We start from the raw sequence: 15,488 nt of genomic DNA on the forward strand, positions 1-15,488 counted from the left end.
ATTCTTCACCAGGCAAAAATAGTACTTGCGCGCCGTACCGTTATTTTAGCCGCCCGGCCCATGACCACTCCCGCTCCCGACACCTCGCTCCAGGCCATTCTGCGCCGCTTGCGCCAGCTCGAAATCCGCATCCGCAAGGTGGTGGACGCCCAGCTGCAGGGCGACTTTCACTCCGTATTCAAGGGCACCGGGCTGGAGTTCGACGACGTGCGCCAGTACCAATACGGCGACGAGGTGCGGGCCATCGACTGGGCCGTGTCAGCCAAGGGCCACGGCACCTTCGTCAAAACCTACAAGGAAGAGCGGGAGCAATCGGTGCTGCTGCTGCTGGACGTGAGCCGCTCGCAGCAGGTAGGCGCCGAAGGCCGCCGCAAGCTCGACGTGGCCCGCGAAATCTGCGGCATCCTGGCGCTGTCGGCCGCCCGGCAGGACGCTCAGTTGGGCGTGCTGGCGTTTTCCGATCAGAAGGAGCTGTACCTACCGCCGGGCAAGGGCCTGCGCCACGCTTACGCGCTCATCAAGTCGGTGTTTGGCCTGCAGCCGCAGAGCGCCGGCACCAACGTGGCCGCCGGCATCCGGCAGGCCCTGGGCCTGCTCAAGCGCCGCAGCCTGGTGCTGCTGCTCTCCGATTTCATCGATACCGACTACGAGCGGGAGCTGACCATGCTGGCCCGCAAGCACGACCTGATCGTGGTGCAGCTGCTGGACCGGCGGGAGCAGGAGTTCCCGCCGCTGGGCATCGTGCCGCTGCGCGACCAGGAAACCGGGCGCACAGTGTGGGTAAATACTTCATCCAAGGCCTGGCGGGCGCGCTACCGCGCCACCTACGAGCAGACGCGCGAGCAGATCGGGCAGATCTGCCGGCGGCACCGCACCTCGTTTCTGAGCATCGCCACCGACGTAGATTACGTGCCGCAACTGGTGAGCCTGTTTCGCTTGCGCAACCGCCGCGGCGCCCAACCCCAAGCTTCCGCCTCGTGAAGGCAGCACGAGCTTGGGCCCGACGGGCTGCCTGGGCAGCGGCCGTGCTGGGGCTGAACGGCAACCTGACCCTGGCCCAACCGGCCGCGCAGCCCGACTCGGTGCCGGTAGGGCGCTTCGTGCAGCCGAGCGTGCAGGTGGGCGAGCTGGTGGAGTACGAGCTGACATTTCGGCACGCGCCGGGCCTGAACGTGGTGTTTCCCGATTCCACGGCCGAGTACCAGCCCTTCGAGTACGTGCGTCGGCGCTACTGGCCCACCCGCACCCGGCAGGGGCTGAGCTACGACCGGTGCCGCTACGTGCTGCGCACGTTCGCCCTCGACTCGGTGCTCCAGTTGCGCCTGCCCGTCACGCTGCTGCGCGGCCGCGACACGGTGCTGCTCTACGCCCGGCCGACTGCCATCCGCCTGCGGCACACGGCTCCCATCCTCGCGCCCGACGCGCCGCTGCCGCCCCTGCGCCAGAGCACCGCACTACAGCCGCTAGCCGAGCGCTTCAACTACCCCTACTGGCTGGCCGCCGCTGCCGCTGTGCTGGTGCTGGCCGGCGTGGTGTGGTGGACGTTTGGCCGCAACCTGCGCCGCCGCTACCAGCGCTACCGCATGGCCCGCAACCACGTGTACTTTCTGGCCCAGTACGCCCGCCACCTGGAGCGCTTCCAGCTCAGCCGCTCCCTGGCCAACATGGAGCGCGCCATTACGCTCTGGAAAAACTACCTCGCTCGCCTCGAGGGAAACTCCCTGAACACGCTGACTACCAAGGAAATCGTAGCGCACTACCAGGGCGACGCCGACGTGGCCACCGCCCTGCGCCTCTCCGACCGCATCATCTACGGCAACCAGCAGCCCGACGAAGCCGCCGAGCAAACCGACCACGCCCTGGACTCGCTGCGCCGCTTCGCCGACCGCCGCTACGCCCTGGTGCGCGCAGCCCAGCGGCGGGCCTAGGCCCCGGCATTTGCTCAGGCGCCAAGCAGCAATTCGGGTAAGCTTGCCGCGCGGCCTTCCCCACCCTTCTGCGTACCTTTCGGCTCGCATGGATCAATTCTGGCAGCAATTCCTGGCGCCGCTGTTCGACGGGCTGCGCTACTCCACGCTTACCGGCTATACCTGGGCGCACCCGCGCCTGTTGCTGCTGCTGCCGGCCGTCGTGCTGCTGTTTCTGGTGCGCGAGGCGCTGGCCCAGCGCCGCCGCAGCAAGCTCGGAGTGGCTTTCGTGCGTGGGCAGGCCCGCGCCCACTGGAGCGCCCTGCTGCGCTTCGTGCCCGACGTGGTGCTGGGCCTGAGCCTGATGATGGGCATCCTGGCCCTGGCCCGCCCGCAGCGCACCGACGAGCGGGTGGAGCAGACCGGCCGCGGCATCGACATCCTACTGGCCGTCGACGTGTCGGCTTCCATGGAACTGCAGGACCTGCAGCCCAACCGGCTGGAAGCTGCCAAGCGCGTGGCGCAGGCCTTTGTGCAGGGCCGGCGCGGCGACCGAATCGGGCTGGTCGCCTTTGCCGGCGAGGCCTACTCCGTGCTGCCGCTGACGACGGATTATGAGCTGCTGCGCGAGGAGCTGCAGAACCTGCGCCTGGGCATGATTCCGACCGACGGTACGGCCATCGGGACGGCCCTGGGCGTGGCCACCAACCGCCTGCGCACGGCCCCCGGCCGCTCCCGCGTGTGCATTCTGCTCTCCGACGGGGAGAATACGGCCGGCGCCCTCGACCCGCTCACGGCCGCCCAGCTGGCCCACCGCTTCGGGCTGAAGCTCTACACCATCGGCTTGGGCAAGGACGGGCGCGTGGCCTACGGGCAGGACGAGCTGGGCCGCCCGCGCTACGTGGAGGCCCGCCTCGACGAAACGACCATGCGCCAGATTGCCGCGGCCGGCGAGGGGCAGTTCTTCCGCGCCACCGACAACTCGGCCCTGCAGCGCATCTTCGCCCGCATCAACCGCCTGGAGCAGTCGGAAATCAAGCTCACCCGCTACCGCAACACCCACGACTACTACCGCTACTACCTCTACTGGTGCCTGGGGCTGTGGCTGCTGTGGTTGGCGCTGAAAAACACCTTTCTAACCAACGCGCTGGAAGATTGAGCAAGCCGGACGGCTGGAAGATTGTTTCTCACCGTCGGCGTGGTGGCCAACGGCGGTGCTTACGCCGTTTCGCCTGTCTTTCTCGCTCTTACTTCGCTTTTCATTACCCCTTATGTCCATTGCCTCCGCCCTTCACCAATTTCAGCAGGAGCTCAGCGGCAGCGGCTGCCGGCTGGTAGCTGTGTCGAAAACCCACCCCGTCGAGCTGATTCAGGAGGCTTACGACGCGGGGCAGCGCCTGTTCGGCGAAAACCGCGTGCAGGAGCTCACCGCCAAGCAGCCCGCGCTGCCGGCCGACATCGAGTGGCACCTGATCGGGCACCTGCAGACCAACAAGGTCAAGTACATTGCGCCCTTCGTGCACACGGTGCAGAGCATCGACAGCTTGAAGCTGCTGCTGGAACTGGAGCGGCAGGCTGCCCGCCACGACCGGATGATTCACGGCCTGCTGCAGTTCCACATTGCCGACGAGGAGACCAAGTTCGGCCTGTCGCTGCCCGAAGCCGAAGCGCTGCTGCAGGACGAAGCCGCCGGCCAGCTGCGCCACGTGCGGCTGGCCGGCGTGATGGGCATTGCCACCAACACCAACGACGAAGCCCAACTGCGGCGCGAGTTCAGCACCTTGCGCGGCTACTTTGCGCACCTGAAAGCCACCTACTTTTCGCAGGATGAAGCCTTCCGCGAAATTTCCATGGGCATGAGCGGCGACTACCGCCTGGCCATCGATGAGGGCAGCACGCTCATCCGCGTGGGCAGCGCCATTTTCGGCCACCGCGCTTACCCGGCCACGGAAGAATAATTTCAGCTCCAGCCGCCGGCGCAGCCCCTGCGCCGGCCACACTCCGCACTTCACCTGTTCACCACCTTTGTTATGACTGCCCGCCTTATTCTGCTCACGGCCGCCGTACTCGGCGCCTTGGGCGTGGCGCTTGGGGCCTTCGGGGCCCACGCCTTCAAAGCGCACCTGGAAGCCACCCAGCGCCTCGACACGTTTGAAACGGCCGTGCGCTACCTGTTTTACCACACCTTGGCCCTGCTGGCGGTGGGCGTGTTGCGCGCGCTGCGGCCCGAGCTGACCAGTCTGGGCACGGTGGCCTGGCTGTGGCTCGGCGGCATCGTTGTCTTCAGCGGCTCGCTGTTCGTGCTGTGTTTCACCGGGGTGCGCTGGCTGGGCGCCATCACGCCCATCGGCGGCGTGCTGTTCATCATCGGCTGGATTATGCTCGCCGTGGCGGCCCTGCGCCTGCCCTAATATTCCGGCCCTTAGCACGCACAACGGCCCGGCCAGCGTACTGCTGGCCGGGCCGTTGTGCGTGCTAAGGGGATGGTCGAATTACGACTTCTTGCCTTTGGATTTCACTTTCACGTCGCCGTCTTTGGCTTTGATCTTGGTCTCGGCGGCAGCTTCCTGCGGAGCCGGAGCCGCGGCCGGGTCGAGCACCTCGCCCACCAGCGACACCATGGCGCTGCCGGCAGCGGCGTTCGATTCCACGGTCAGCACCTTGTTCTGCATGCCCATTTTGCCAGTCGAGTTGAACTTGGCCGTGATGGTGCCCGTCTTGCCCGGTGCGATGGGGTCCTTGGTCCAGTCCGGGGTGGTGCAGCCGCAGCTCGTGCCGATGTTGGAGATGATCAGCGGCGCGTTGCCCGTGTTCTTGAACTTGAACGTGTGCTCAACCACGTCGCCCTGCTTGATTTTGCCGAAATCAAACTTCATTTCGGTGAAGGTGATGGCCGGGCCAGCTACCTTTTCTTTCGCGTTGGCAGGCTGAACGGAAGCCGACTGGGCCTGAGCGGCAAATCCAGCCAGGGTGAGCGACAGCGCCAGGACAAGTGCTTTTTTCATGGTGCGGGTATACTGTGAAGAGGTGGTCAACAAATTTAATCTTTTCGCGCGGCCGGCCAAGAATCGGGCCAAGCCAGTGAAGATCAGATGAGCAAAGCTACCAGATGCGCACCAGCTTCCGGCGGTGCTTGCGGGAGTAGCGCTGCGGGCTGGGGCAGTTCTCGTAAGCCCGTCGGTCCTGCCGCGACAGCGGCGGCGCCACAGCCGTGGCAGGCGGCTGGTTGCGCCACGCCGAAGGACCGGCCCCGCGCGGGGGCCGCCCGGGCTTGCCGGGGGTCGTCTGGGCCGTGGCGGCCACCGTCAGCAGGCAGAGGCTGCCGGCCAGCAACACCCGTAACAGCGGCATACAGTTCAGGTTATCAAGGCGAAACACTCGTTGGACCAACACCAACGCCGACAGAATCATTCCGCGTCGGTGTCCACCAGCTTGGCGTTGAAATTCAGCAGAAACAGCTTGTCCGAAGCGCGGGTGACGGCCGTGTACAGCCAGCGCGTAAACTCGGCGTTGATCATGTCCTCCTTCAGGTAGCCGTGGTCGACGAACACGGCCGGCCACTGCCCGCCCTGGGCTTTGTGGCAGGTCAGGGCGTAGGCAAATTTCACCTGCAGCGCGTTCAGGTAGGGGTCGGCGCGCAGGGCCGCTGCCTGCTCCTTTTTGGTAGTAAGGTGGGCGTAATCGGCCTTCACGGCCTCGTAGAGGGCCTTGTTGCGGTCGGCGGGGAAGGCCGGGCTTTCGGTGTGCAGGGTATCGAGCAAGAGGCGCGCCTCCAGCTCCGGCTCGTCGGGGTAGTCCACGAGGCGCAGGCGGGCATCGGCGAAGCGGCAGCCGAACTCCTCGATGCGGCGCACGATTTTGGTGACTTCCACGAAGTCGCCGTTGGCCAGAAAGCCCGCTTCCGACTCGGCCGGCAGCCAGGTGTAGTTGTTGCGCACCACCATGAGGTAGTCGCCGGCCTCGATTTCTTCTTCTGCATCGAACAAGGTGCGCCGGATCAGCTGGTTGTATTGGTTGGCGTTCTTGTTGGAGCGGCAGATGATGGTGGTGTTTTCGTGGCCGTAGTGACGGTAGGCCCAGCGCAAGCCGTCTTCGAGCTTGTCGCCACCCATCTTGTAAAGGTCGGGGTAGCCCTTGGTCACGAAGTTGATGCGCGGATTGGCGTCGGCCGAGCCAGGGGTGGCGTCCTGGGCGTGGCGCAGCTCTTCGCGCAGCACGGTGGCGTTCATCAGAATGCCCGACGACTCGGCCTGGCGCATCACCTGGCGCAGCTCCGCGTCGTCGACGCGGCAGCGGTAGGACGAGGCCAGCACGCCCGCGTCCAGCGCCGGGCTGAGGCTCTGGCCCACCGGCGGCAGCTGGGCCGTATCACCGATGAGCAGCAAGCGGTTGGTGGTCTTTTCGAACACGTAGCCGAGCAAGTCGTCCAGCAGCGCGCTTTCGCCGAAGGACTTCTCGTTGGAAATCATCGAGGCTTCGTCGACGATGAACAGCGTTTCGCCCGAGCGGTTGGGCTGGCGCGTGAAGGCCATGTTGTCGGAGCCGCCCGACTTACGGTAAATGCGCTTGTGAATGGTGCTGGCAGGCACCCCCGCGTATTGGGCCATTACCTTGGCGGCCCGGCCGGTGGGAGCCATCAGCACGTACTTGCGGCCCATTTTGTCGAGCCACTTCACCAGGGCGCTGACCACGGTGGTTTTGCCAGTACCGGCGTAGCCGCGCAGCAAAAACACCTTGCGGCCCGGCAGCTGGTCTTTCAAAAAGCCGTCGAGCTGCCCGAACAGGGTAGACTGGTCTTCGGTGGGGTCGAAGGGGAAGTAGTTGCGAACGGAAGGTATGCGGGTTGTTATCATTCGGGGCGCTGAACTCAGCTCTTAGAACAGCAAATTAGGCAGCCGGATTCGGTGCTGGGTAAACATATTTCGCCCAGAGCCGGAAACCCTGCCGTAGCACGCGGCGCAGGGTGTTGCGCTCCTCTTTGCGCCAGTGCCGGTCTTGCCGGGCCTCCGCGGGTGAAATGCGCCAGAAGCCCGAACAGTCGTACAGCTTGTCGAACACCCGGTTGCGCACTGGGCCCCGGCGCCAGCCGAGAAACTCGGCTCTAACTCCATTGGCCAGATCATCAAACAGATTCCAGGCCGTCAGGCATGCAGCACAAGGAACTTCTTGGTGAGGGGCAGCTATCCAAGCCCAGGCGCGGTCTAGATCCTGACAAAGCGGCTCTTCTTCCTGCAAAGCCACTCTCAGCTGCCGGGCCAGCTGCCTCACTCCATTGGAGCTGCCCAAAACGGGCACCCGACCATTTTCGTCGGCCCACAGCGCGTCTTCGTTTTCCGCCGTGCACCACAGTACATACTGGTCGCGCTGGTGCAGGCGCACCCAGGCGACGTAATATTTCCACTCGGAGGCCGACGGATTGCTCATGATTGTATCGGCTCTACCACCGCCATCGTCGCCGAAGCCTTGGCAATGAGCAGCCCCTCGGCCGGGTTCTGGCCGCCGAAGGCCCGCACTTCGGCTTCGCAGAAGTGCAGCCGGCGGCCGGGCTTGAGCACCCAGCCGGTGGCCACCAGCCGGTCGCCCAGGCCCGGGTACAGGTAGCTGATTTTCAGATCGGAAGTCACCATGCCGTGGTCGTCGGGGATGAGCGTGACGGCGGCAAAGCCGGCCACCAGGTCGCAGAGCGTGGCCACGAGGCCGCCGTGGGCAAAGCCGCGCTGCTGCTGGTGTTGCTGCTCCAGGGCCAGCTCGGCCTGCACGCGGCCTGGCTCGATGGTGGTCAGGTCGGCGCCGATCAGGTGCATGAAGTGCTGGCGCTGCAGCTTGCGGCGGATGCGGACGGTCAGGTCGTCGTCGGTGGTGGTAGCGGAGGCAGAATAAGCAGACATCAGCGCAAAGGTACCCCACGTCGGGCGAAGCGGGTTTCCGCCGGTTGCCAGCCTGATCCGGCTCGGTGCAACCTGGGGTGGTGGCCTTGGCAGTTCCCGCGCGGCTTTTCGTATACTGGTGAGCGTAGCCATTCTCTTCTTTGCTTCGGCCATGAATCCCTCCGATTACCTCCTGTCCGGCGCCCTCGGGCTGGCCCTGGCCGCGTGCAGCGGCTTCCGCGTGTTCGTGCCGCTGCTGGCAGCCAGCATTGCCTACCGCACCGGCTACTTGGCCCCGTCGCCGGGCTTTGCGTGGCTGGGCTCGTGGCCGGCGCTGGGGGTGCTGGCTACCGCCACCCTGGCCGAAATGCTGGGCTACTACCTGCCCGTGGTCGATAATTTCCTGGACACGCTCACCACGCCCGCGTCCTTCGTGGCCGGCACGTTGCTGATGACCTCGGCCCTGCCCGAGCTGAACCCGGTGCTGCGCTGGGGCCTGGGCGTGCTGGTGGGCGGCGGGGCGGCCGGGGTGGTGCAGTCGGGCACGGCGCTGCTGCGGGCGGGCTCCACGGTGGCTACCGGCGGCCTGGGCAACCCTTTTTTCGCCACCATCGAGAACGTGCTGGCCGTGGTGGGCGCCGCCCTGGCCCTGCTGCTGCCGCTCTTGGTGGCGGGCCTGGCGGTGGGCTTTATCATCTTCGTGGTAAGCCGCTTGCGCCGCTGGCGGGCCCAGCGGCGCCAGCAGGCCGGCGGAATTTCGGCCAACCTCAACGGGCCAGATCGGGTTTAGCGCCGTACACTTGCAACCCCGACCGCTCCGCTTTACCTACCCGCACCTATGCCCGCCACGCCTACCTTGCCTCCTGATCCGCTGCTGCACGCCTACACCGACCGCGCCCGGGTGCGCGTCTGCGGGCTGCTCGTCCACGAGGGCGCGCTGCTGCTCACCGCCCACCGCGGCTTACTGCCCGCCGAGCAACCGTTCTGGTCGCCGCCCGGCGGGGGCTGGCACTTCGGCGAGACGCTGCGCGAGGGCGTGGCCCGCGAGTTTCGTGAGGAAACCGGCCTGGAAGTTACCGTCGGCCGTTTCCTGCACCTGCACGAGTACCACGGCGACCGGCTGCAGGCCCTGGAAATGTTCTTTGAGGTGCGCCCCACCGATGCGGCTGCCCTGCCCAGCCTCGGCCACGACCCCGAACACGCCCCCGACCAGCAGCTGCTCACGGCCCTGGCCTGGCGCACCCCGCAGGAGCTGGTGCGCTTGCCGCCGCAGCAGGTGCACCCCATCCTGCGCGACCTGATCAGCACCGACGACGCGTACATTCCGCAGCTGCGCCTGCGCTGAAGGATCCTTCACGGGAAAGTACCATCACCACACACGCGCCACCGGGTACCTGCCCGGCGGCGCGTTGGTAATTGGAGTTGTTAAGCCGCTGACGGATTCTCGCTGGTTCGCCTTGCTAGAACCCAAGCTTGCGGATGTCTTTGCCATTCAGGTTTGTGGTTTCCAGGCTGGCGGTAAGCATCATGTACGCGCTATTGGGCTGCCCGTCGACGCGCAGCATCAGCAGGCGCTGCCCGTCGGGCGAGGCACTCACCATGGAAAACGTACGGGTACCGCCCGGGCAGACGGCGCGGATGAGCCGGGTTTCGCGGCTGGTCGTGCTCGTGAGGGATACGCCCTGATGGATATCGGCCCACACGATGTCGCGGCCGTTGGGCAGCCAGCGGATACTGCTCACCCCCAGGTGGGGCGTGGGCGCGGCCAGCTCCTCGATGTGGCCCGTGGCCAGCTCGTAGGTGCTGATCATCTGCCGGCCGCTGCCGGCGTACAGCCCCGCGATGCGCTACCCGTCCGGCGACCAGGCCAGCGGGTGAAACACCGTCCGCTGCGTGGTAGAGATGAAGCGCACCGGCGTGCCATCGGCCCGGTGAATGGCCAGCCCGCTGTTGGTGTTGCTGGTCAGTTGCCGGGAGCAGGCAAACTCCGTCCCGGCCGGGTTCCAGGAGGGGCTGTAGTGATAACCCTGGCTCGTGAGCTGGGTCAGGCTGTCGCCGTTGCTTTTGACTTTCCAGACCTGGCCGCCCGAGCGCACCAGCAGCAGCCAGCCCCGGCGGCTCCAGTCGGGGCCGCTTACCACGTCGTTGACCAGGCGCCGTCCGCGGCCGGTGCGCAGGTCGTGCGTCCACAGGTTGCGCAGGCGCGGGCCGGGGCCGGGCAGGCTCACCGTATCCATGAGGTAGGCTATTTCGTGGGCGTCGCGTGGGTTGTACACCGACGATCAGCGGTACGGGTATACCTCCTGCGGCGTGTAGCCAAACTGCGGCGGCGGCGGGCACGCCTCTTCGGGTTCATCCTGGGGCTGGGGCAGCTCCCGGGGCTTGGACTGGCAGCCCGCCAGCAACAGCGCGGCCAGCAAGGCCGGGGGTAGTAGTGGCTTCATGTCAGTCGGCTTTGGTGAAGCGGCCCTGGAATACGCTGGTTGGCGTGAGCACGTAAAAGAGGTAAAGGCCGGCAACAAGGTAATTTAAGGAAAGGTGTTTCCCATAGCGGCCGGCGGGTGCGGCCGATGGGCGGCCTCTGCGTACCTTTAGACCTCCTATTCGCCTCTGAAGTGCCGCCCGTGTCTTCCCTCGTAGCTTCCGCCGATTCTGCCCTGGCCCCGCCCACGGCCCTGCACCGTCTGCGCGACGAAACCCTGGACCCGACCAACCTGGCCGGCTACAATCTCTACCTCACGGCCGGGGCCCACGGCCTGCGCGTGGGCGTGGCCGATGTGCGTCGCAACCGCTTCGTGGCCCTGGAAGACTACGCCGCCCTGCCGGCTACCTCGCTGGCCGGGCAGCTGCAGGCCCTGGCCGCCCAGCACGATTTGGTAGGCCAGCCCGGCTGGAACCGCGTGCGCCTGGCCGTGCAGCACCGTCATTTCACGCTGCTGCCGGCCCCGCTGTTCCGCGACGGCGACGAGGCCACCTACCTGCGCCTGCACCACACCCTCGATCCGCAGCACGAAGTGGTGCGCCGCTACCGCCACCCCGGCCAGGAAGTGGTGAGCATCTTCGCCGCCGAAAAACCGCTGGCCGAGTGGTTTGAGCGCACGTACCCCCAGCAGAAGCTGCTGCACCAGACCAGCGCCCTGCTCGAAGGCGTGGTGCACCAGAGCGAGCGGCAGGGCGCCCCGCGCCTGTTCCTGAGCGTGGGGCCGCAGGAACTGACCGTGGTGGTGGTGCGCGACAAGCGGCCGGAATTCTGCAACGTATTCACGTTCAGCACCGCCGAAGACTTTATCTACTACGTCATCCTGGTGATGCAGGAGCTGAGCCTCAACCCCGACGAAGACCCGGTGGTGGTGTACGGCGACCTGATGCACGATTCGGAGCTGTTCTCCGTGCTTCGCAAGTACATTCGGCACGTGCGCTTCGGCAACCGCCCCTACGATTTGGGCTACAGCTACCGCCTCAACGACGTGTTCGAATACCGTTACTTCGAACTCTACAGCCTGCACCTCTGCGAGTAATTATCAAATGGCTGAATGGCGAAATGGCTGGCCGTGCCAACAACCCCAGAACGACCAACTATTCAGCCATTTAACAATTCAACCATGAGAATAGCCCTCTTTCCCGGCTCCTTCGACCCCTTCACCAACGGCCACCTCGACGTCGTGCGGCGCGGCACCGCGCTGTTCGACCACATCATCATTGCCATCGGCAACAACAGCAGCAAGCAGCGCTACCTGCCCGTCGAACAGATGGTGGCCACTATTGAAGCGGTTTTTCAGGGTGAACCGCGGGTGTCGGTGCAAGCCTACAAAGGGTTGACGGCCGATTTTGCCCGGGAGACGGGGGCGCGTTTTCTGCTGCGCGGGCTGCGCAACACTACCGACTTCGAGTACGAAAACACCATCGCGCAGGCCAATCGCCACGTCAACCCCGAACTAGAAACGGTGTTTCTGATTACCTCTCCGGCCTTGGCCGCCATCAGCAGCACCATCATCCGCGAGATTCACCGCTTTGGCGGCAACGTGGACGACTTCGTGCCGTTCCAGATGCCTGCCATGAGGAATGAGGAATGAGGAATGAGGAATGAGGAATGAGGAATGAGGAATGAGGAATGAGGAATGAGGCTACATTCCTGCTCCTCACAGGGTTGCGCGCCAATCGTCTTTTCTCCTTCTTAATTCTTCCTTCCCCCTACCGGGGCAGCACGCGCACCCCCATGATTTTAGTGGGCGCTGCGGGGTCGGGCACCGGTAGCACCAGGTACCGGTCGTCGACCAGTTCCAGGCCGGCGCGGCGCACCAGCTCGTCCTCGTTGGTCCCGAGCAGCACCAGGTCGCGCACCTGCCGGGTGCGTGCGTTGAACGTCACGACGATGGTCGTACCGTCCTGCTCAAAAGTGTTGATCCAGTCTTCGCCCTTGGTGTCCTGCAGCTGCTGCCGCGTGGGCTCCAGCCCGATGGCCTGGGTGCGCGTCTCGCGGGGCGGGCCGAGCTGCCGGCGCACCTGATCGATGTTGCGGCCTACCAGGGCCGGAGCGTTGAGGCGCCGCCCCGTACCTCCCGGCCGCGGCCGGCCCGGAGTGGGGTTTTCTACCGTGGAGGTACTGCGCGTGCACGCCGCGCCACCGCACAGCAGCAACAGCCCCAGCAGCAGGCAAGCGCGACTTGTTCGCATAAAAGCCAAAGGCCCCGGCTTAGTGGCTGATGGGCTCGGCCGCGTTGGAGTGGCCGGCCACCTCGCTCAGGTAGTGGCGCACCACCAGCGCGATGGAAGCGTACGACTCGTCCAGGGCCTGCAGCGCCTCCTTGGGCTCCATCCAGCGCACCTCCTCGATGTACTCCTCGGCCTGGGGCTTCATGAGCGAATCGTCGAGGCACTGCATGATGTACCAGTTGGTCTTCTTCAGGATCTTGTTGCCGTTGTAGGCGTAGGAGTGCCAGGTGCTGGGCAGCTTGTCGCCCAGGGCCACCTTGATGTTGCACTCCTCCTCCACTTCGCGCAGCGAGCCTTCGGCGGGGTCTTCGTCCTTCTTGAGCTTGCCCTTGGGCAAATCCCACTTGCCGAGGCGGTAGATCATCAGGATCATGCCGTCTTTCACCACCAGGCCGCCGGCGGCTTTGGCAATGCGGAACTGGTCTTTCAAGTGCAGGATCAATGCCTTTTTCTTGCGGGCCAGCAGGGTCAGGGAAGTCAGCTTCTTCAGCTTCTTCACTTCCATGAGGCGCAGCATGCGGTCGATGAAGGCAGGCGTCACGTCGCGCACCAGCACGTCGCCCACCAGGTCCTTCGAGATGAACTCATCTTCGGGCCCCAGAATCAGGTCGTAGCGGTGCTTGTAGACCTTGTCAGAGGTCTTTTTGATGATAATCGGGATGTCGTTGATGAAAACGTTCATCGCGGCAAGTCAGAAGGAGAAAGGATGCGGTTGATCGTCCGGCAAGCTGCAAAACACAGCATTAATTTCGGGATACGAAAGCTGTGGTCCAAGCCTGGCAAGGCGGGCCGGGTGTGGCGGCCAGTCAGGCCAGATACGGCTGCGAGCAGGAAAGGTAACACGCCTCCGGAAATTAGCCGGCCAATCCATGCCGCCAGCGCGCGGGCCGTACCTTGCGGCCGGTTATTTGCCCCTTTCCATGCTCGTAGGCCTGCTTTCCGATACCCACAGTTATTTCGATGAGCGCATCGCGCACCACCTGCGCGACTGCACGGAAATCTGGCACGCCGGCGACGTAGGCGCCGAGCAGGTGCTCGACCAACTGCAGGCCATAGCGCCACTCCGGGCGGTGTTTGGCAACATCGACGACCGAACGGTGCGCCTGCGCTGCCCCGAAACACTGGTGTTTGAGGTGGCCGGGCTCAAGGTGCTCATCACGCACATCGGCGGCTACCCGGGCCGCTACGCGCCCGGTGCGCGGGCGCTGCTGCAGCGCGAGCGGCCCGGCCTCTTCATCTGCGGGCATTCGCACATTCTGCGCGTCATGCCCGACCGGGCGCTGGGCCTGCTGCACCTGAACCCCGGGGCCGCCGGGCGCCACGGCTTTCACAAGGTGCGCACGCTGCTCAAGTTCCGGGTAGAAGCGGGCCGCGTGCTGGATCTGCAGGCCGTTGAGCTGGGCCCGCGGGTGTAGCACCGGAACCGTTTAGGCGCCAGCGCGCCTCCTTCGGGCGTACTTCGTTTTGCGCTCAAGGTGCAAGAGGACAACTCTAGGCACATAAAAAAGCGCCTTCCGTGGCCACGGAAGGCGCTTTTTTATGGGTACCAGCCGACCGGCCGGACTTGCCGCCGCGAACTTCCTAAACGGAAGCGGCGGCTTGAAAACTAGGCAGCAGCCTCGTTTTTCTTGAAGCTGGCTTTCAGCTCTTCGATGTCCACGTTCTTCAGAACGGGGGTACGGAGCAGGTCCTTAATTTCCTGCACCTTGTTGTTGGCGCGGGCGATGTTCTTGCGGTGCTTACGCTTGAGACGAGTAACGGTCATGACGCGGTCGGTTTGAGTCTATTCTGCAGAATGAGGGGGCAAAGGTAAGCAAAAGTTTGGCAGCTTGGCTACTGCCGGCCGAATCAGATTCCGTAAACTGCCGGCGATTCTCCGGCGGGCAGCCCGTAGTTTTGCCCTTCCCGAGCCCACCGGCCCGTTTTGACGCGGCCCGGGTTTCTTTTGCTTCTTCCTGGCTTTGCTCATGATTGACCTTCGCTCCGATACCGTTACCCGGCCCACTGCGGCCATGCTCGATGCCATGTTCCGTGCCCAGGTGGGCGACGATGTGTACGAAGAAGACCCCACCGTGCGGGAGCTGGAGCACGAGGCGGCCCGCCGCTTCGGGCTGGAGGCCGGCCTGTTCTGCCCCTCGGGCACGATGACCAACCAGATTGCCATCAAGGCGCACACCGAGCCGATGTCCGAAGTGGTGTGCGAGCAGACCTCGCACATTTACCTCTGGGAAGTCGGGGGCATTGCCTTTCACTCAGGAGCCTCGGTGGCGCTGCTGCCCGGCGACCGGGGCCGGCTGACGGCGGCGCAGGTGGCCGCGGCCATCCGCTCCGACAACGTGCATTACCCCAATACCAGCCTCATCAGCCTCGAAAACACCCACAACCGCGGCGGCGGCAGCTGCTACGAGTGGGCGGCACTGGAAGAAATTGCCGAATTAGCCCGGCGGCACCGCATTCCGCTCCACCTCGACGGGGCCCGCATTTTCAACGCGCTGGTGGCCACCGGGCAGAGTAGCCAGGAATACGGCCGGCTGTTCGACACGATTTCCATCTGCCTGAGCAAGGGCCTAGGGACGCCCGTCGGCTCGGTGCTGGTAGGCAGCGCGGCTTTTATCAAGAAGTGCAAGCGCATCCGCAAGGTGATGGGCGGCGGCTGGCGGCAAGCCGGCTACCTGGCCGCGGCGGGCCTGCACGCGCTGGAACACCACGTGGAGCGCCTCGCCGATGACCACCGCCGCGCCCGGCAGCTGGCCGAGGCCCTGGAGGCGGCCCCGTACGTCGATTACGTGCTGCCGGCCCAGACCAACCTGGTCATCTTCCGCCTCCGCGACGGCCTGACGGAGGACCAGTTCCTGGCGCACTTGGCCGACCACGGCATCAAAGCCTCCGCTTTTGGCCCGCAGATGGTGCGGTTCGTCACGCACCTCGACGTGGACGATGCGGCCATCGGTCAGGTGCTGAAAGCCCTGCAAACGGTGCCTCAGTAGGGCGCACGGGCCGG

Annotated in this window: 22 protein-coding genes; 11 read left to right on the plus strand and 11 right to left on the minus strand. The window is 65.2% G+C overall.

The annotated features are described in order from the left end of the window. Positions 1-60 precede the first annotated feature (60 nt). The 5 genes from ACYVKQ_RS05330 to ACYVKQ_RS05350 all read left to right on the plus strand — a co-directional run bounded on the left by ACYVKQ_RS05330 (position 61) and on the right by ACYVKQ_RS05350 (position 4,318). The gene (locus ACYVKQ_RS05330; RefSeq protein WP_460576389.1) at positions 61-981 is read left to right on the plus strand and encodes a DUF58 domain-containing protein; all 921 of its coding nucleotides are present in this window, start codon (positions 61-63) and stop codon (positions 979-981) included. Further along, positions 978-1,928 (plus strand): hypothetical protein, encoded by a 951-nt coding sequence (locus ACYVKQ_RS05335; RefSeq protein ID WP_460576391.1) that lies wholly within the window; start codon positions 978-980, stop codon positions 1,926-1,928. The genes ACYVKQ_RS05330 and ACYVKQ_RS05335 overlap by 4 nt, the downstream gene beginning before the upstream one ends. Before the next feature lie 88 nt (positions 1,929-2,016). Further along, positions 2,017-3,066, plus strand: a complete 1,050-nt coding sequence (locus ACYVKQ_RS05340; protein ID WP_460576393.1) for a vWA domain-containing protein — start codon at positions 2,017-2,019, stop codon at positions 3,064-3,066. A gap of 112 nt (positions 3,067-3,178) precedes the next feature. Beyond that, positions 3,179-3,865 (plus strand): YggS family pyridoxal phosphate enzyme, encoded by a 687-nt coding sequence (locus ACYVKQ_RS05345; RefSeq protein ID WP_460576395.1) that lies wholly within the window; start codon positions 3,179-3,181, stop codon positions 3,863-3,865. 72 nt (positions 3,866-3,937) lie between these two features. Next, positions 3,938-4,318: a DUF423 domain-containing protein gene (locus ACYVKQ_RS05350; RefSeq protein WP_460576397.1), complete on the plus strand. Its 381-nt coding sequence runs from the start codon at positions 3,938-3,940 to the stop codon at positions 4,316-4,318. A gap of 81 nt (positions 4,319-4,399) precedes the next feature. On the opposite strand, the gene ACYVKQ_RS05355 is transcribed toward ACYVKQ_RS05350, so the two are convergent. From ACYVKQ_RS05355 to ACYVKQ_RS05375, 5 genes are all read right to left on the minus strand, one after another. Beyond that, a complete protein-coding gene (locus ACYVKQ_RS05355) occupies positions 4,400-4,912 on the minus strand; it encodes a DUF1573 domain-containing protein (RefSeq protein WP_460576399.1) in 513 nt (170 codons plus the stop codon). 97 nt (positions 4,913-5,009) lie between these two features. Further along, positions 5,010-5,258, minus strand: a complete 249-nt coding sequence (locus ACYVKQ_RS05360) for a hypothetical protein (protein ID WP_460576401.1) — start codon at positions 5,256-5,258, stop codon at positions 5,010-5,012. Between the two features lie 56 nt (positions 5,259-5,314). After that, entirely contained in the window at positions 5,315-6,760 is a 1,446-nt protein-coding gene (locus ACYVKQ_RS05365) for an ATP-dependent DNA helicase (RefSeq protein WP_460576403.1), read from the minus strand. 34 nt (positions 6,761-6,794) lie between these two features. Then, complete coding sequence (locus ACYVKQ_RS05370; protein ID WP_460576405.1) at positions 6,795-7,331, minus strand: hypothetical protein; 537 nt, start codon at positions 7,329-7,331, stop codon at positions 6,795-6,797. Continuing rightward, the gene (locus tag ACYVKQ_RS05375; protein WP_460576407.1) at positions 7,328-7,795 is read right to left on the minus strand and encodes a PaaI family thioesterase; all 468 of its coding nucleotides are present in this window, start codon (positions 7,793-7,795) and stop codon (positions 7,328-7,330) included. Before ACYVKQ_RS05375 ends, ACYVKQ_RS05370 begins: the two co-directional genes overlap by 4 nt. Before the next feature lie 151 nt (positions 7,796-7,946). On the opposite strand from ACYVKQ_RS05375, the gene ACYVKQ_RS05380 reads away from it, so the two are divergent. Then, positions 7,947-8,564, plus strand: coding sequence for a DUF4126 domain-containing protein (locus tag ACYVKQ_RS05380; protein WP_460576409.1), 618 nt, complete (start codon positions 7,947-7,949; stop codon positions 8,562-8,564). Between the two features lie 48 nt (positions 8,565-8,612). Next, on the plus strand, positions 8,613-9,119 hold the full coding sequence (locus ACYVKQ_RS05385; protein ID WP_460576411.1) for an NUDIX hydrolase: 507 nt from the start codon (positions 8,613-8,615) through the stop codon (positions 9,117-9,119). 115 nt (positions 9,120-9,234) lie between these two features. Here ACYVKQ_RS05385 and ACYVKQ_RS05390 read toward each other — a convergent pair whose 3' ends face one another. From ACYVKQ_RS05390 to ACYVKQ_RS05400, 3 genes are read right to left on the minus strand one after another with little or no spacing between them, the layout of a single operon-like run. Further along, the gene (locus ACYVKQ_RS05390; protein WP_460576413.1) at positions 9,235-9,585 is read right to left on the minus strand and encodes a TolB-like translocation protein; all 351 of its coding nucleotides are present in this window, start codon (positions 9,583-9,585) and stop codon (positions 9,235-9,237) included. Positions 9,586-9,621: 36 nt separating this feature from the next. Further along, positions 9,622-10,050 (minus strand): TolB family protein, encoded by a 429-nt coding sequence (locus ACYVKQ_RS05395; RefSeq protein ID WP_460576415.1) that lies wholly within the window; start codon positions 10,048-10,050, stop codon positions 9,622-9,624. Positions 10,051-10,056: 6 nt separating this feature from the next. Then, positions 10,057-10,218 carry a hypothetical protein gene (locus ACYVKQ_RS05400; RefSeq protein ID WP_460576417.1) on the minus strand — a complete coding sequence of 54 codons (162 nt, stop codon included), beginning with the start codon at positions 10,216-10,218 and terminating at the stop codon, positions 10,057-10,059. 180 nt (positions 10,219-10,398) lie between these two features. On the opposite strand from ACYVKQ_RS05400, the gene ACYVKQ_RS05405 reads away from it, so the two are divergent. Further along, positions 10,399-11,292, plus strand: a complete 894-nt coding sequence (locus ACYVKQ_RS05405) for a DUF3822 family protein (RefSeq protein WP_460576419.1) — start codon at positions 10,399-10,401, stop codon at positions 11,290-11,292. Between the two features lie 84 nt (positions 11,293-11,376). Then, positions 11,377-11,847: a pantetheine-phosphate adenylyltransferase gene (coaD, locus tag ACYVKQ_RS05410; protein ID WP_460576421.1), complete on the plus strand. Its 471-nt coding sequence runs from the start codon at positions 11,377-11,379 to the stop codon at positions 11,845-11,847. 118 nt (positions 11,848-11,965) lie between these two features. Here coaD and ACYVKQ_RS05415 read toward each other — a convergent pair whose 3' ends face one another. After that, positions 11,966-12,448 (minus strand): hypothetical protein, encoded by a 483-nt coding sequence (locus ACYVKQ_RS05415; RefSeq protein WP_460576423.1) that lies wholly within the window; start codon positions 12,446-12,448, stop codon positions 11,966-11,968. A gap of 19 nt (positions 12,449-12,467) precedes the next feature. Continuing rightward, complete coding sequence (locus ACYVKQ_RS05420; protein ID WP_460576425.1) at positions 12,468-13,169, minus strand: NUDIX hydrolase; 702 nt, start codon at positions 13,167-13,169, stop codon at positions 12,468-12,470. A gap of 238 nt (positions 13,170-13,407) precedes the next feature. Between ACYVKQ_RS05420 and ACYVKQ_RS05425 the strand changes: the two genes are divergently transcribed. Further along, entirely contained in the window at positions 13,408-13,902 is a 495-nt protein-coding gene (locus tag ACYVKQ_RS05425) for a metallophosphoesterase family protein (protein ID WP_460576427.1), read from the plus strand. A 191-nt stretch (positions 13,903-14,093) separates the two neighbouring features. Here the strand turns inward: ACYVKQ_RS05425 and ACYVKQ_RS05430 are convergent, their stop codons facing one another. Further along, positions 14,094-14,252, minus strand: a complete 159-nt coding sequence (locus tag ACYVKQ_RS05430; RefSeq protein WP_173664832.1) for a hypothetical protein — start codon at positions 14,250-14,252, stop codon at positions 14,094-14,096. Positions 14,253-14,454: 202 nt separating this feature from the next. Here ACYVKQ_RS05430 and ACYVKQ_RS05435 point away from each other — a divergent pair, with 202 nt between their 5' ends. Beyond that, positions 14,455-15,474 carry a threonine aldolase family protein gene (locus tag ACYVKQ_RS05435; protein WP_460576430.1) on the plus strand — a complete coding sequence of 340 codons (1,020 nt, stop codon included), beginning with the start codon at positions 14,455-14,457 and terminating at the stop codon, positions 15,472-15,474. The last annotated feature ends 14 nt before the right edge of the window (positions 15,475-15,488 follow it).

The sequence above is a fragment of the Hymenobacter coalescens genome, assembly GCF_054783195.1.

Excerpts from the sequence above, each read along its gene's own strand:
- ACYVKQ_RS05330 (WP_460576389.1), top strand. The coding sequence starts at position 61 with ATGACCACTCCCGCTCCCGACACCTCGCTCCAGGCCATTCTGCGCCGC.
- ACYVKQ_RS05340 (WP_460576393.1), top strand. The coding sequence starts at position 2,017 with ATGGATCAATTCTGGCAGCAATTCCTGGCGCCGCTGTTCGACGGGCTG.
- ACYVKQ_RS05345 (WP_460576395.1), top strand. The coding sequence starts at position 3,179 with ATGTCCATTGCCTCCGCCCTTCACCAATTTCAGCAGGAGCTCAGCGGC.
- ACYVKQ_RS05350 (WP_460576397.1), top strand. The coding sequence starts at position 3,938 with ATGACTGCCCGCCTTATTCTGCTCACGGCCGCCGTACTCGGCGCCTTG.
- ACYVKQ_RS05355 (WP_460576399.1), bottom strand. The coding sequence starts at position 4,912 with ATGAAAAAAGCACTTGTCCTGGCGCTGTCGCTCACCCTGGCTGGATTT.
- ACYVKQ_RS05360 (WP_460576401.1), bottom strand. The coding sequence starts at position 5,258 with ATGCCGCTGTTACGGGTGTTGCTGGCCGGCAGCCTCTGCCTGCTGACG.
- ACYVKQ_RS05365 (WP_460576403.1), bottom strand. The coding sequence starts at position 6,760 with ATGATAACAACCCGCATACCTTCCGTTCGCAACTACTTCCCCTTCGAC.
- ACYVKQ_RS05370 (WP_460576405.1), bottom strand. The coding sequence starts at position 7,331 with ATGAGCAATCCGTCGGCCTCCGAGTGGAAATATTACGTCGCCTGGGTG.
- ACYVKQ_RS05375 (WP_460576407.1), bottom strand. The coding sequence starts at position 7,795 with ATGTCTGCTTATTCTGCCTCCGCTACCACCACCGACGACGACCTGACC.
- ACYVKQ_RS05380 (WP_460576409.1), top strand. The coding sequence starts at position 7,947 with ATGAATCCCTCCGATTACCTCCTGTCCGGCGCCCTCGGGCTGGCCCTG.
- ACYVKQ_RS05385 (WP_460576411.1), top strand. The coding sequence starts at position 8,613 with ATGCCCGCCACGCCTACCTTGCCTCCTGATCCGCTGCTGCACGCCTAC.
- ACYVKQ_RS05390 (WP_460576413.1), bottom strand. The coding sequence starts at position 9,585 with ATGATCAGCACCTACGAGCTGGCCACGGGCCACATCGAGGAGCTGGCC.
- ACYVKQ_RS05400 (WP_460576417.1), bottom strand. The coding sequence starts at position 10,218 with ATGAAGCCACTACTACCCCCGGCCTTGCTGGCCGCGCTGTTGCTGGCG.
- coaD (WP_460576421.1), top strand. The coding sequence starts at position 11,377 with ATGAGAATAGCCCTCTTTCCCGGCTCCTTCGACCCCTTCACCAACGGC.
- ACYVKQ_RS05415 (WP_460576423.1), bottom strand. The coding sequence starts at position 12,448 with ATGCGAACAAGTCGCGCTTGCCTGCTGCTGGGGCTGTTGCTGCTGTGC.
- ACYVKQ_RS05420 (WP_460576425.1), bottom strand. The coding sequence starts at position 13,169 with ATGAACGTTTTCATCAACGACATCCCGATTATCATCAAAAAGACCTCT.
- ACYVKQ_RS05425 (WP_460576427.1), top strand. The coding sequence starts at position 13,408 with ATGCTCGTAGGCCTGCTTTCCGATACCCACAGTTATTTCGATGAGCGC.
- ACYVKQ_RS05430 (WP_173664832.1), bottom strand. The coding sequence starts at position 14,252 with ATGACCGTTACTCGTCTCAAGCGTAAGCACCGCAAGAACATCGCCCGC.
- ACYVKQ_RS05435 (WP_460576430.1), top strand. The coding sequence starts at position 14,455 with ATGATTGACCTTCGCTCCGATACCGTTACCCGGCCCACTGCGGCCATG.